Origin of the sequence: Limnohabitans sp. 2KL-3 (assembly GCF_001269405.1) — a bacterium.
In the GTDB taxonomy this organism is placed as follows: Bacteria; Pseudomonadota; Gammaproteobacteria; order Burkholderiales; family Burkholderiaceae_C; genus Limnohabitans_A.
Map to the genome: position 1 here is coordinate 31475 of NZ_CXON01000021.1, position 14961 is coordinate 46435.

General features: G+C 60.8%; 12 protein-coding genes. All 12 read left to right on the forward strand.

All coding sequences use genetic code 11. The features are described from left to right. The 12 genes from sbcD to AMM41_RS18505 all read left to right on the forward strand — a co-directional run bounded on the left by sbcD (window position 1) and on the right by AMM41_RS18505 (window position 14941). Window positions 1-1230 carry an exonuclease subunit SbcD gene (sbcD, locus tag AMM41_RS18450; protein ID WP_089962845.1) on the forward strand — a complete coding sequence of 410 codons (1230 nt, stop codon included), beginning with the start codon at window positions 1-3 and terminating at the stop codon, window positions 1228-1230. Then, on the forward strand, window positions 1227-4745 hold the full coding sequence (locus AMM41_RS18455; protein WP_089962847.1) for an AAA family ATPase: 3519 nt from the start codon (window positions 1227-1229) through the stop codon (window positions 4743-4745). Before sbcD ends, AMM41_RS18455 begins: the two co-directional genes overlap by 4 nt. Before the next feature lie 149 nt (window positions 4746-4894). Beyond that, window positions 4895-5332 (forward strand): tellurite resistance TerB family protein, encoded by a 438-nt coding sequence (locus tag AMM41_RS18460; protein ID WP_089962850.1) that lies wholly within the window; start codon window positions 4895-4897, stop codon window positions 5330-5332. 9 nt (window positions 5333-5341) lie between these two features. Beyond that, window positions 5342-5713 carry a hypothetical protein gene (locus AMM41_RS18465; protein WP_089962853.1) on the forward strand — a complete coding sequence of 124 codons (372 nt, stop codon included), beginning with the start codon at window positions 5342-5344 and terminating at the stop codon, window positions 5711-5713. 108 nt (window positions 5714-5821) lie between these two features. Further along, entirely contained in the window at window positions 5822-5995 is a 174-nt protein-coding gene (locus AMM41_RS18470) for a hypothetical protein (protein WP_194944867.1), read from the forward strand. A gap of 39 nt (window positions 5996-6034) precedes the next feature. Then, the gene (locus tag AMM41_RS18475) at window positions 6035-6490 is read left to right on the forward strand and encodes a putative toxin-antitoxin system toxin component, PIN family (RefSeq protein WP_089962858.1); all 456 of its coding nucleotides are present in this window, start codon (window positions 6035-6037) and stop codon (window positions 6488-6490) included. Beyond that, window positions 6487-6732, forward strand: a complete 246-nt coding sequence (locus AMM41_RS18480; RefSeq protein WP_089962860.1) for a hypothetical protein — start codon at window positions 6487-6489, stop codon at window positions 6730-6732. Before AMM41_RS18475 ends, AMM41_RS18480 begins: the two co-directional genes overlap by 4 nt. Window positions 6733-6886: 154 nt before the next feature. Next, the gene (locus AMM41_RS18485; protein ID WP_089962863.1) at window positions 6887-8341 is read left to right on the forward strand and encodes a DUF3375 domain-containing protein; all 1455 of its coding nucleotides are present in this window, start codon (window positions 6887-6889) and stop codon (window positions 8339-8341) included. Between the two features lie 76 nt (window positions 8342-8417). Then, window positions 8418-9065 (forward strand): DUF4194 domain-containing protein, encoded by a 648-nt coding sequence (locus AMM41_RS18490; RefSeq protein WP_089962935.1) that lies wholly within the window; start codon window positions 8418-8420, stop codon window positions 9063-9065. After that, window positions 9058-12495, forward strand: coding sequence for an ATP-binding protein (locus tag AMM41_RS18495; RefSeq protein ID WP_089962866.1), 3438 nt, complete (start codon window positions 9058-9060; stop codon window positions 12493-12495). Before AMM41_RS18490 ends, AMM41_RS18495 begins: the two co-directional genes overlap by 8 nt. Then, complete coding sequence (locus AMM41_RS18500; protein ID WP_089962869.1) at window positions 12492-13718, forward strand: DUF3322 domain-containing protein; 1227 nt, start codon at window positions 12492-12494, stop codon at window positions 13716-13718. Before AMM41_RS18495 ends, AMM41_RS18500 begins: the two co-directional genes overlap by 4 nt. A 440-nt stretch (window positions 13719-14158) precedes the next feature. Continuing rightward, the gene (locus AMM41_RS18505; protein WP_089962872.1) at window positions 14159-14941 is read left to right on the forward strand and encodes a class II aldolase/adducin family protein; all 783 of its coding nucleotides are present in this window, start codon (window positions 14159-14161) and stop codon (window positions 14939-14941) included. The last annotated feature ends 20 nt before the right edge of the window (window positions 14942-14961 follow it).

The following is a 14961-nucleotide window of genomic DNA, read 5'->3' on the forward strand; positions in this document are numbered from 1 at the left end:
ATGCGCATCCTCCACACCTCTGACTGGCATTTGGGCCAGCACTTCATGGGCAAGAGCCGCCAAGCCGAACACCAGGCCTTGATCCGGTGGATGCTGGTGCAAGTCGAAGAACACCAGGTCGACGCTGTGCTCATCGCAGGCGATATTTTTGATGCCGGCGCCCCGCCCAGTTATGCCCGCGAGTTGTACTGCGACATGGTGGCCCAATTGCACCGCGCCGGGGTGGCCCTGCTGCTGCTGGGGGGCAACCACGACTCGGTGGCCACTTTGGGGGAAAACCGATCGTTGCTGAGCGTGCTGAACACCCACCTTGTGGCCGCTGTCAGCGAGCCGGCCCAGCATGTGCTGGTGTTGCCCCAACGCCATGGCGAGGCGGGCTGCATCGTTTGCGCCGTGCCCTTCATCCGACCGCGCGATGTGGTGCAAAGCCAAGCCGGGCAAAGTGCGCAAGACAAGCAACTGGCCATGCAAAGCGCCATGGAAGCCTTCTACCAAAGCGTGTACGAGGCGGCACTTGTCCGCCAAGACCAATTGCAGCAACAACTGGGGTGGCGCATCCCAATCATGGCCACCGGGCACCTCACCACCGTGGGTGCCAGCAGCAATGAATCGGTGCGTGAAATTTATGTGGGTTCACTGGAGGCCTTTCCCACCGCCGCGTTTCCACCCGCCGACTACATCGCCTTGGGGCACATCCACAAGCCCCAAAAAGTGGGGGGCCTGGAACACATCCGCTACTGCGGCTCACCGATCCCGCTTGGCTTTGACGAAGCCTTGCAGCAAAAGGAAATGCTGCGGGTGGACCTGGACGCCACGGGTTTGCTTGCCGTCACCCCCTTGCCGGTGCCCAGGTTTCAGCCCCTCATCAGCCTGACAGGCAATTTGGCGCAACTGGCCGAGTCCATGCCCCTGGCCGCGGCCCAAGGCAGCCCCGAAAAACCCGCATGGCTGGAGGTGACCGTGGCCGAGGACGATTATTTGTCCGATCTGCCCGCCCGCCTGGGCAGCCTCACGCAGGGCCTGCCCCTTGAAGTGCTGCGGGTGCGCCGTCAACGCAACAACACCCCGGCTGCCCTGCCCAACGCGGCGCTGGAAACCCTGGACGAACTCAGCCCCGAAGAGGTGTTTGCCAGGCGCTTGGCGCTCGAAGACTTACCCGGCGATCTGAACACGGCCTTGGGCCAGCGATTTCGCGAAGTGCTCAGCGGCATCACCGAGGTGTCGGCATGAAGATCCTCAAGCTGCGCCTGAAAAACCTGAACTCGCTCAAGGGCGAATGGGCCATTGACTTCACCTTGCCCCCCTTCACCGACAACAGCCTGTTTGCCATCACCGGGCCAACCGGTGCGGGCAAATCCACCTTGCTCGATGCCATTTGCCTGGCGCTCTACCACGAGACGCCGCGCCTTAAAAGCGTCTCCAAGTCGGCCAACGACATCATGACGCGACACACGGCCGACTGTTTGGCCGAGGTGGAGTTTGAAGTCAAGGGCTCGGTTTACCGGGCTTTTTGGAGCCAACGGCGTGCACGCGACAGAGCAGACGGCGAGTTGCAAAACCCCAAAGTCGAACTCTCGAGCGTGGACCCGGCGACGGGCCAAGGCCTCATCTTGAGCGCTCAGAGTCACGACAAAATCAAGCGCGTGGCCGAGATCACGGGCCTGGACTTTGGGCGCTTTACACGGTCCATGCTTTTGGCACAAGGCGGCTTTGCGGCCTTTTTGAACGCCAGCGCCAACGACCGCGCCGAATTGCTTGAAGAGCTGACGGGCACAGACATTTATGGCCGCATTTCGAGCCGGGTGTTTGAGCTCGCGCGCCAAGCCAAGCAGCAACTGGAGCAGCTTCAGGCCCGCGCCGACGGCGTGACCTTGCTGCCCGCCGACACGCGTGAGGCCATGCAGGCCGACTTGGACCAGTGGTCCGCGGCTTTGGCCAGCTTGCAAACGGCCTGGGACTTGGCCCAAGCCCAGCGCCAATGGCACCACGAACTGGCGCAAAAAAGCCAAGAGGTACAGGCCGCACAAACCGCACACAGCAGCGCTCACGCAGCGTGGCAAAACGCGGGGCCCGACCTGCTGCGCTTGGCCCAAAGCGAACCGGCCCAAGCGCTCCAAGGGCCTCACACCGCGCGTGAACAAGCCCGCAAGGCCCTTGAACAGACCCAAACCCTGCTGGTGCAATTGCAAGCGCAACGTGACAGCGACTTCAAAGCGCAGCTGCACCAACACGACCGCGCCAAAACCTTGTCCGCCACCCTGGCTTCGGTGGCGCAAAAGCGCTTGACGGACCTGCAAGCCGAGCACCAGCGCCTGGTGGACAACTGCGCACAGCACCCCCAACACGCCCAACTCGGCGAGCAGCTGGGCAGTTGGCGTCAGCAGTTTGAACAACTGCACTCGCGCCACAGCCAAGCCCAAGCCCAGCAAAGCAAGCTCAAAGCCCTGCAAGCTGACGCCGACAAGTTGCGGCAAGACATCACACAGCAAACCGACCGGGTCCAGCAGGCAAGGCAGGCGCAAGACGCATCGGCCCAGGCGCAAGACGAGGCCCAAACGGCCCAGAACCAGCGTTTGCGTGGCTTGACGCTGTCGGTGCTGCGTGATCACTGGAAAAGCGCACATGCCCAAGAGGGTGCCGCCCGGCACATCGTGCAGCTGGCGCAACAAGGCCGCGAGATGACACTGCGGCAAACCGAGCTGGCACAGCAGCTGCACACCACAGCCGCTGCCATCTTGTCGCAAGAAGCCCAGCGCCGCGTGTTGCTGGACCGTCACAGCGACCTGAAAGAACAAGTGGCGGACAAACGAACCTTGCTGACGCAAGAGCGCCTGATCCGAAGCCTGGACCAGCACCGCCAGGCCTTGCAAGCCGGTGACGCCTGCCCGCTTTGTGGGTCGGTGGAGCACCCGGCTGTCGCCGCCTACACAGCCTTGGACATCTCGGCCACAGAAGCAGCCTTGCTGGAAAAGCAAACCGCGCTGGACCAGCTGGTGGCCCAGGGCCAAGCCTTGGCGACCCAGCTGGAGGGCGACAAAGCCCTTCATCAGACTCAGCTGCGCCAGCAACAAGACACAGCAAAGCACCTGGCGCAGTGGCAATCAGCTTGGGATGCAGCCCTGGCACAGACCCGCGCTGCGCCCCTGGCCAGCCCACCCCTGGACCCGAAGGCCTGGCAAGACCCCACCACACTGGTGGCTCGGCAACAAACCGCCGCCACTCTTTTGGCGCAAGCGGGTGCGGACCTGCAAGCCGCTGAAGCGGGTGAAGAAGGCCTGCAACGGGCCATGGCCCTGCACGCCCAAAACGTTCAAGCCCTGCAGGCGGCCGAGCACCAACTCAACTTGCGCCATCAAGCCGCAGACACTGCGCAAACCCACCAAAACCAGCTGCACGCCGACCTGGCCACCACACAAGCCGACATCGACCGGGCCAGGGCACAGCTGCAAGCCGAGCTGAGCGCTGCCGGCCACACCATGCCCGCAGATCCTGCCCCATGGCTGAGCGAACGCAGTGCCGAATGGCAGCACTGGCAGGACAAGCAACAACGCATCCAGCGGCTGCGCCCCAGCATCACCGGGCAACAAGCCCAAAGTGACATCGCACACGAGCAAGCCTTGGCCTGGGCGCAGCGCTGGGACGCACTGCACAGCCAGGCCGCAGGTTTGGGGGGCATGCTGACTGCAGACTTGGCATCGCCCCTGCCCGCCCTGCCCGAAGAGGCCTTGCCCGCTGCCTTGGCCGCGAGCACACAAGCCATTGCAGGGCTTGCTCAAGCCCTGGCCGAAACAGAAGGTCGCCAAGCCCAGACACAAGCCACAAGGCACCAACAAAACCTGGCACTTGAAGCGGCCGCGCACAACTGGCAGACCGCCTTGCAAGCCAGCCCTTTTTCCGATCAGGCCGCATTCGAGGCCGCCCTGCTGCCCGACGCCCTGCGGCAAAGTCTGTTGGCCCAAAAAGACCAACTGAGCCACGCACGGCAAAGCGCAGATGCTTTGTTGCAAGCGGCCTTGGCCAAGCAAGCCGAGCTGCAAGCCCAAACGCCCACCTTGCAAAGCGCACAAGAGGTCGAGGCTCAACTGAGCGCACTGCAGGCAGAACGCAGCCGCCACAACGAAATGATCGGCGCCCACCGCGCACTGTTGACCCAAGACCAACAACTGCGCAGCAGCCAAGAAGCTTTGTGGGCGCAAATCCAGCAACACACCAGCGATTCAGACCTGTGGCAACGCCTGGACGGGCTGATCGGCTCGGCCAAGGGCGACAAATTCCGCAAATTTGCCCAAGGCCTGACCCTGGACCACTTGCTGCAACTGGCCAACCAACACCTCGCTCGCCTGCACGGGCGCTACCTGCTGCGCCGCAAAAAACTGGGCGAACTGGAGCTGGACATCGTGGATGCGTGGCAAGGCGATGTGGCTCGTGACACGCGCACCCTTTCTGGTGGTGAGAGTTTTCTGGTCAGCCTGGCCCTTGCCTTGGCCCTGTCCGACCTGGTGAGCCACAAAACCTCCATCGACTCGCTCTTCCTGGACGAAGGCTTTGGCACCCTGGATGGCGACACCCTGGAAATCGCCCTGAGCGCCTTGGACACCCTGAATGCCAGCGGCAAGATGATTGGCATCATCAGCCATGTGGAAGCCCTGAAAGAACGCATTCCAGCCCAGATCAGGGTGGAAAAAGGCGGCGGTGTGGGGCATTCGCGTTTGTCGCAAACCCTCACCACTTTCAGACCGAGCTGAAAACGATCTTCAACCATTCCTTAATTAAAGGAATAAAAATCAGTTTTACTCTGATTTTTAAGAAGTGTTGTTGTGTTTAAAGTCCGAACACGGCTGACCCGTGCACACCGTGTGAACAGGTCCAAGCCCGACTTTGAAAGGTCCATGACATGCGCTCTTACACCCCCAACAGCCCACAAGCAGCGGCACGCGTCGTGGCCATGGCCTTGCTGGCTGACGGCCACCTGTCCATGACCGAACTGCACGCCGTGGACACCCTCAAGGTCACACGACGTCTCGGCTTGGATACCAGCCATTTCGCCGATGTGCTGGAAGGCTTTTGCCAAGACCTGCTGGTGTCACACCGTGGCCCCTGGACCGGCTCATCACAATTGGACGAACACATTCGCCTGGAACTCTTGTACGAAATCACCCACCCTGAAATCCAGCAACAAGTGCTGAATTTGTGCGCAGCACTCATCCAATCAGACGGTCATGTGGCCGACAACGAAATGCTCATGCTCGATGCATTGGCCGGTGCATGGCCCCAACGGATGGCCACAAACGACTTGCGCACAACAGCGCCCGCCAGCCTTGGCGTTCACTGAAAGGGCACCATGAAAATCGTGTTGTGGGTGGTTTTGGCAGCGCTGCTGGCCCTGTGGACCGGTTTTGCAGCCATGTCTGCGGGATTGGTCGCTTGGCTCTTGTCGTCAGTGGCTGAGGGGCAAATCAGCAGCGCTGCGCAGGCGCTGGGGCAGTGGCCCATCCCCGCCTGGCTCAGCCCTTGGGTGGACCGGGCCCTGGTGGCCGACATGCAGGCCACTTGGTTGGCTGCGGTGCAGGGGTTGAACACCATGATGCCCTCTGCCAGCAGTCTGACGGGCTGGATCGTGCCGCTGGTGTGGGTGTTGTGGGGCGTGGTCAGCCTGGCCTTGGTGGTCGCGGCCCTTGTGGCGCACTGGTTTTTGGCCCGCATGTCCCGCTGACACGCGGGTTTTATGAGGGATGGACAGGGCTGAGGACAACATCACCTCCTTAACCCTGCCCCTCACCCACAGTTGGATGGGCTTGGGCTGGTCATTGGCATGAGAGGCATGCTTTGGGATCTGTGGCATCTGGACAATACAAAAAGCCTTGGTGTTTCCTCTGACGGACTGCTCAGTCTTGATATCAGACAGCGCGATCACGTCAAGCATGTCGCCTGCATGAATGGACACCCCGCCGCCGCCGAGGAAATGACCTGGCCCCTCCATTTGCTTTTTGATTGACAAGTTCCAATCGATGAGAATAATCACATCACCGACGATATGAAAAATTCCTCCAAACTTGTCATCGATACCAACATTCTTGTGGCGGCAACACGTAACCGCAATGGGCCATCTTTCGCTCTCCTACAACTCATTCGGTTTGGGCTGGTCACGATGTGTTGCAGCCCTGCACTGTTTTTGGAGTATGAGGATGTCCTCAAGCGAGAAAACCAATTGATGGCATCAGGCCTTTCAGCCAGCGACATCGACGCAATTTTGAGCGAATTGGCAGGAATCATTGAGCCAGTCAGCACGCATTACCAATGGCGACCCCAATTGCGTGACCCTTCCGATGAAATGGTGCTGGAAGCTGCAGCCAATGCCCAAGCCCACGGCATCGTCACTTACAACCTGCGTGACTTTGGTCCGGCCAAGCTATTTGGCATCCCCGTACTCAACCCAGAACAAACTTTTCAACATTTTGGTCTCAGTGTCACAAGGAAACCTATCCCATGAGTAGCTATGCTCTGCGTCTTCCCGAATCGCTCAAACAAGCTGCCAAGCGAATTGCAGCCGCTGACGACACCACCATGAACCAATTTTTTGTGGTGGCCATTGCTGAAAAAATCAGTGCAATGGAAACCGCTAAATTTTTTGAGCAACGCGCTGCTGCGAGCAACGCTGGCGCTGCCCAAGCGGCTTGGGACAAGGTGGGCTCACATGCTGCAATCACCCACGATCAATGGCGTGAGCGATGAAACGTCAAAACCAGTGCGGCCTGTCGTGATTGAGCGCAGCCGCTGGCAACGGTGAATCTACCCAGGTGCCCTGATCGCTTCAACCAATGCAGGGGTCTGCTCTTATGGTCCAACATACCGTGCTAGGCAAGTGCCTGAGAATCTGAACTGATCCATGTCCCTTGACTACACCACCCTTGACAACTTGCGTACCCACCACCCGGCGTGGCGGCTGTTGCGCTCGGACCATGCGCCGCTGGTGGCCAGTTTTTTGCACCGGGTGTTCGTGGTACCTAATGTGCGGGTGATGGCGGCGGCAGATTTGGCCGAGGCGCTGGAAGACGCCTTGTATGCCTTGCGCCTGCACCTGGGTGAAACCGCATTCCCCAAGTCGGCGCTGGAGTATCTGAACGATTGGGCTGCGCCCGACAAGGGCTGGCTGCGCAAGTTTTACCGCTCGGGCACGGACGAGGCGCAGTTCGATTTGACGCCCGCCACCGAAAAGGCCATCGCCTGGTTGGCGCAGCTGAGCGAGCGCCAATTCGTGGGCACCGAGTCCCGCTTGCTCACGCTGTTTGACCTGCTCAAACAAATGAGCGAGGGCAGCGAAGCCGACCCGGCCAAGCGCATCGCCGAGCTGCAGAAAAAGCGCGATGAAATCGACGCCGAAATCGCCCGGGTGCAGTCGGGTGATGTGCTGCTGCTGGACGACACGGCGCTCAAGGACCGTTTTCAGCAATTCACACAAGGTGCGCGCGAGTTGCTGACGGACTTTCGCGAGGTGGAGTTCAACTTTCGCCAGTTGGACCGGCGTGTGCGCGAGCGCATCGCGCTGTGGGAGGGGAGCAAGGGCGCGCTGCTCGAAGACATCATGGGTGAGCGCGATGCCATTGCCGATTCCGACCAGGGCAAGAGCTTTCGCGCCTTCTGGGATTTTTTGCTGTCCAGCCGCAGACAAGAGGAGTTGACCGCGCTGCTTGATCGCGTGCTGGCACTGCCCGCTGTGGCCCACCTGAACCCTGACGCCCGCACCCGCCGCGTTCACTACGACTGGATGGAAGCGGGCGAACATACCCAGCGCACCGTCGCCGCCTTGTCCCAGCAATTGCGCCGTTTTCTCGATGACCAGGCCTGGCTGGAAAACCGCCGCATCATGGACATTTTGCATGGCATCGAAAGCAAGGCGCTGGCGCTGCGCGATGCGCCTGCACCCAGCAACGTGATGGAAATGGCGCAGGCCAGCGCAGACATTGCACTGCCCATGGAGCGCCCCCTGTTCACCCCAAGCGCTCAACCGGTGATTGCCGACTTGGTGTTGCAGGCGGGCGATGAAGACATCGACCCGGCCAAGCTGTTTGACCAAGTGGTGGTTGACGCGGCGCGGCTTGGCCGCCATATCCGCCACGCCCTGCAAGACCGCGCACAGATCACCTTGGCCGAGCTGGTAGCCAGCCAGCCCCTGCAACAGGGCTTGGCCGAATTGGTGGCCTATCTGCAACTGGGCAGTGCCAGCTTCAGCACCGTGGTGGACGAAGACAGGCCCGAGCCCATCCACTGGCAAACGCTGGCCACCGATGGCCAAACCATCACCCGCAGCGCTCGCCTGCCCCGCGTGATTTTCATGCGCTGAACAAGAACAAAAACCAAGGCCCTGTATGGACGATGAATTATTGAACACCCCAGCGACCTATCCGCAGTTGCAGCCCATGGTGACGCCCTCTTCTGATTTGTCGGTGTTGCTGATCAACCTGCTCAAAAGCGTGCTCTACCGCGATGCCGACGAACGCCTGTGGGCGGGCCTGCTGAACCTGCAAGCGCGGGTGCGTGATTACGTGGCGGTGCTGAACCTTGAGTTGGTGCTGGACGAAGCCGAGGGCTATGCCTTCTTGAAGAGCCGTCCCGAAGCGGCCGACGACGAAGCCGCGCCCCGCCTGCCTCGCTTGGTGGCACGCCGACCGCTGTCTTTCGCTGTGAGTTTGTTGCTGGCTTTGCTGCGCAAAAAACTCGCCGAGTTCGACGCAGGCGGCGGCCAAGACGCCCACGCGGGGCGGCTGGTGCTATCGCGTGACGATGTGGTTGAGCTGGTGCGCGTGTTCCTGCCCGACGGCACGAACGAAACCAAGCTCATCGACCAGATCGAGACCACCATCAACAAAGTGGCCGAACTGGGTTTTTTGCACAAACTCAAACCCGCCGGTGGCGCTGCCGCCGGGCAGGCCAGTTACGAGGTGCGGCGCATTCTCAAGGCCTTTGTGGACGCCCAATGGCTGGCCGAATTCGATGCGCGCCTGGCCAGCTACCAGTCTGAGCTGGCAGGCGTGAGCAACAACAAGGAAGGGCTCAAGCATGATTGAGCCGCAATCCGTAGGCTTGGACTTTCTGGCCGATGACACCTTGACAGGCTTTCGGCTGACCCGGCTGGAGGTGTTCAACTGGGGCACCTTCGACAGCCGGGTGTGGACGCTGCAACTCGACGGCAAGAACGGCCTGCTCACGGGCGATATTGGCTCGGGCAAGTCCACCTTGGTCGATGCCATCACCACCTTGCTGGTGCCTGCCAACCGCATCGCCTACAACAAGGCCGCAGGTGCGGACAGCAAGGAACGCACGCTGCGCTCCTACGTGCTGGGGCATTACAAATCCGAACGCAACGAGGTCACTGGCGCAGCCAAGCCGGTGAGTCTGCGCGACCCCAACAGCTACTCGGTGATCTTGGGTGTGTTCCACAACGCAGGCTACGACCAGACGGTGACGCTGGCCCAGGTGTTCTGGATGAAAGAAGCCCAGGGGCAACCCGCGCGCTTCTTTTTGGGGGCCGAGCGTGCGCTTTCGATTGCGGCGGACTTCGCCCATTTCGGCTCCGACATCGCTCAACTGCGCAAGCGGCTGCGCGGCCTGGGCGCAGAACTGCACGACAGCTTTCCGCCGTATGCGGCCTGGTTTCGCAGGCGCTTTGGCATCGAAAACGACCAGGCACTGGAGCTTTTCCACCAGACCGTGTCGATGAAATCGGTCGGCAATCTGACGGACTTCGTGCGCAGCCACATGCTCGAACCCTTCGAGGTGGCCCCGCGCCTGCAGGCCTTGATCGGCCACTTTGACGACCTCAACCGCGCCCACCAGGCCATCCTGAAAATCAAAGCCCAAGTGGAATTGCTCACGCCTTTGATCGCCGATTGCAGCCGCCACAGCGCATTGGCTGCCGAGGTTGACAACTTGCGTGCATGCCGCGACCGTCTGCGCCCCTACTTTGCGGGCCTCAAGCTGGAACTGCTCGACAAGCGATTGACCTCACTGGCGCAAGAGTGGGAACGCGTGGATGCACAGGTCCACAAACTGGCTGCCATGCACGAGACACAAGGCCAGAAAGTGGATGAACTCAAGCAAGCGATCAACGACAACGGCGGCGACCGGTTGGAGCGCCTTGCCGCCGAGATTCGCCAAAAAGAGCAGTTGCGCGACACCCGCCAAACCAAGGCCCGCCGCTATGGTGAACTGGCTGCGGTGCTGGGCGAGCCCCTGCCCAGTGATGACGCCACCTTCGCCACACAGCGCAGCCAATACCAAAGCTGGCGCGAAGACGCACGCCAGCGCGATGCCGACCTGCAAAACACCCTGACCGAACACAGTGTGACCTTGCGCCAAGGCAAGCAAGAACACACGCAGCAAAGCCGGGAAATCGACAGCCTCAAGCGCAGGCGCAGCAACATCGACGACCAGCAAATCCAAATCCGCGCCGCCATCTGCGCAGCACTGGGCCTGAACGTGGACGACATGCCGTTCGCGGGCGAATTGATTCAGGTGCGCGACGAAGCCCGCGACTGGGAAGGTGCCGCCGAACGTTTGCTGCGCGGCTTTGGCCTGGCGCTCTTGGTGCCCGATGCGCATTACAAAGCCGTGGCCGAATGGGTCGACAGCGCCCACCTGCGGGGCCGCTTGGTCTACTTCCATGTACGCACACGCAAAACCACCGAACTGCCTGACCTGCACCGTGACTCCTTGGTTCGCAAACTCGCCATCAAGCCCGACTCGCCCCACTACGATTGGCTGGAGCGCGAACTCAGCATCCGTTTTGACGTGGCCTGCTGCGCCACGCATGAGCAGTTCCGCCGCGAGACCCGCGCCGTCACCCCTGCCGGCCAAATCAAAGACCCCAGTGGCCGGCATGAAAAAGACGACCGTCACCGCATTGAGGACCGAAGCCGCTACGTGCTGGGTTGGAGCAACAGCGCCAAAATTGCGGCCTTGGAAGCCAAGCGCCAGCAACTCGAAACGCGGCTCGCTGAAGTGGGCGGCCAAATTGCGGCCATCCAAACCGAACGCGCTGCACTCACCAGCCGCCTAGATGCGCTCACCCGGCTTGAAGAATTCACCGCCTTCGACGAGCTCGATTGGGCCAGCCTGGCCACCGAGATTGCCCAACTGGTGGACGAACGCAATCGACTGGAATCGGCCTCGGACGTGCTCCAACAACTCAACGACAAGCTGCGCAGCGTGCAGGCGCAACTCAAGACAACCGGGGAAGAACTGCAGGGCACGCGCGACAAGCGCGCCAAGGTGGAGCAACGGCGCGCTGACGCGCAGGCGCTGCACCAGCAAACTGCTGCGCTGCTACACGAAGTGGCCATCGACGCGGCCTTGAGCGCCAAGCTCGAAACCATGCGCACCGAAGCCTTGGGCGAACAGCTACTCAGCGTGGAGTCCTGCGACAACCGCGAGCAAGACTTGCGCGCTTGGCTGCAAGCACGCATTGACGCCGAAGACAGCAAGCTGCGGCGGCTGGCCGAGAAAATCATCAAAGCCATGGCCTCTTTCAAGGAGACCTTCAAGCTGGAAACTGCCGAGATGGACGCCAGCCTGGCAGGGGCCTTTGAATACGAAAACCTGCTCACGCAGCTCAACCGCGACGACCTGCCGCGCTTTGTGTCGCGCTTCAAAGAGCTGCTCAACGTCAACACCATCAACGAAATCGCCAACTTCAACGCCCAACTGGCCCGTGAGCGCGAAACCATCAAAGAGCGCATTGCCCACATCAACCAATCGCTGGGCGAGATCGACTACAACCCCGGGCGCTTCATTCTGTTGGAGTCGCAGGCCAGCCCCGACGCCGAGATCCGCGACTTCCAGCAAGAACTGCGCGCCTGCACCGAAGGCGCGGTCACCGGGTCGGAAGATGCACAGTATTCCGAGGCCAAGTTCTTGCAAGTCAAAGCCATCATTGACCGCTTCAGGGGCCGCGAAGGCCTGTCCGAACAAGATCGCCGCTGGACGGCCAAAGTCACCGACGTGCGCAACTGGTTCCTTTTTGCCGCCAGCGAACGCTGGCGCGAGGACATGACCGAGCACGAACATTACTCCGACTCCGGTGGCAAGTCAGGGGGGCAAAAAGAGAAGCTGGCCTACACCATTTTGGCGGCCAGTCTGGCCTACCAATTTGGCCTGGAATGGGGCGCGGTGCGCTCGCGTTCTTTCCGTTTCGTGGTCATTGATGAGGCCTTCGGGCGCGGTTCGGACGAGTCGGCCCAATACGGCCTCAAGCTGTTTAAGCAACTCAACCTGCAGTTGCTGATCGTCACGCCGCTTCAAAAAATCCACATCATCGAACCCTATGTCGCCAGCGTTGGCTTTGTCCACAACGAGGGTGGGCGGGCCTCGAAGCTGCGCAATTTGTCCATCGAAGAATACCGGGCGCAAAAGGCCTTGGCACCCAGCCCCACAGCGCCCTTAGCCACACCAGTCCCTTCCACACCTTCCACCCCTGAAGCACAGGAGCCTGCGCAGTGAGCTGGACCGGTCCGAAAGAATTAAAAGCGCAATTGGCGCGGCTATGGGAGCGCGGCGAACTGCTGCGTGACGCGGTCACCGGCCATGTGCGCTTTCCTTTGCGCCTGGCCATCAAATCTCCCAGCTCCGCAGACATCACAGACCGCTTCAACGACGTGCGCACATGGGTGGCCGAACTGTCTGGCGAATGGGCACCGCCCGGCGCAGTGCGTGTGGAGTGGCAAACGCTCAACCACCGCGTCCAAGGCGCGCAAAGCTTGCCGATCTGCGTCTGGGTGCAAACGCTGGAAGCAGCCTTGGTTTGGTTGGGCAAACGCAAAGACTGCGAGCGCTTTTCAGCGCAAGTGGCCGACACGCGGCAAAGCCACCCCGCCTTGTTGCCTTGGGTTACAAAGCATCCGCTGCAAGCGCTGGCCCTGCACGCCGAATGGCCCCGCTTGCTGGCTGTTGTGGCCTGGCTGGTCGCGCATCCACGCCCGGGCATTTACCTGCGCCAGATGGACGTGCCCGGCGTTCACAGCAAATTCATCGAAGCCCATCGCGGCGTGCTGACCGAGTTGCTCGATCTGGCGCTGCCACTGGACGCGGTCAATCCCCACAAAACCGGCGTCAGCCAGTTTCCTGCCCGTTATGGATTTTTGCAAAAGCCAACGCGCATACGCCTGCGTGTGCTGGACCCCGCGATGGTGCTGGTGCCTGGCGTGCAATGCCCCGACGTGACGCTGGATGCCGACAGCTTCAGCCGCCTGGCGATCGGTGTGCAGCGTATCTTCATCACCGAAAACGAAACCAACTTTTTGGCCTTTCCGCCAGTGCGCCATGCCCTCGTGATTTTTGGCGCGGGCTATGGCTGGGATGCACTGGCGCGCAGCCATTGGCTCATGCACTGCCCCATCCACTACTGGGGCGACATCGACACCCACGGCTTTGGCATTCTGGACCAGCTGCGCAGCCACTTTGACCACGTCGTCTCATTCTTGATGGACAGGGCCACGCTCGATGCCCACGCCGTCTTTTGGGGCAGTGAGGACAAGCCCCTGTGCGTTGACTTGCACCGGCTCACGCCCGAGGAACGCGCCCTGTACGACGACCTGCGCGACAACCGCATTCGCGCGGGGCTGCGCTTGGAGCAAGAGCACATCGGGTTCCACTGGTTAAAGCATCGATTGGAGGAGCTTGAGCACCTGGATGGCATGATCAAACCCCACTCAAACCCTCTGTGATGAGGGCCTGCTGTGAGGACAAGCAGTTTGTTTGACAGATGAGTCTTGCACTTCGATCCCTTACTGTTGATCCGGCCCTGTGAAGTTTGATGTGAAAGGCTTTTCTTGAGCACAGCGATCCGTGTGGTAACCCCGCCCTCGGGGCGATGGGTGGTGGTCTGCGTAGCTCTATCGCGGCGAGGGCGCCGCTCCCACAACAAAGCGTTCATGCAAACTTCATAGGTCCGGATTAATCATGACCATGCAAACTCACAATACATCCTGAACTTGCGTCAAAACATGCACCCAGGCCCTTCGGATCGGCGTCTTATTTGTTTGCAGCGCCAAGGGTTTGATCTTTTTCATATTTCCGAAGAATGCCCACTTGCCTCGAAAGTGACAGCTGTGCAGCCAGCACATGCATAGAGTGCAGCTCAGTTCAAACCATCGAAAGAGTCTCCATGTCGTCCGCCTCAAGCACCACACAAGCCCCTGCCAGCGCCCAAGATGACCCCATTTGGCAAGCCAAGGTGCACTTGGCCGCCGCCTTGCGTTTGGCCGTGATGCACGACTTTGACGAGGGCATCGACAACCACTTCACCGTGGCAGTGCCGGGGCGTGAAGACCAATACCTGATTTCGCCCTTTGGCGTGCACTGGTCCGAGGCCCGCGCCAGCACCATGATGGTTTTCAACGAAGCGGGTGAAACGCTTGAAGGCACGGGCGTGGTGGAGTTGTCAGCGCAATCCATCCACGCACCAGTGCACCGCCTCACGGGTGCCAATGTGGTGCTTCACACCCACCAGCCTTGGGCCACGGCTTTGAACATGCTCAAAGCCAACCGCTTGTTGCCGGCCACCCAAACAGCTGCCTTCTTTGATGGTGCCATCGCCTACGACGACCATTACACCGGGCTGGCGGCAGACCTGTCTGAGGGCGAACGCTTGTCGCAGCTCATGAGCGGCGGCAAGACCGTGCTCTTCATGAAAAACCATGGCGTGATGACGATTGGCGACACCGTGGCACAAGCTTACCGCAGGCTCTACAAACTCGAAAAAGCCTGCCGCACCCAAGTGCTGGCCATGGGCACAGGCCAGCCCCTGAATGTGCTGACCGAATCCGTCATTCAGCGCATCAAAAACCCCAGCCCCCAAGACCGCCACCCCCGCAGCGAACGCGAGCGCCTGTTTTTTGAAGCCATGATGCGGGTGATTGACCGAGTGAACCCGGGTTATGCCGATTGAGTCTGGCTGGGGCTTGTGAG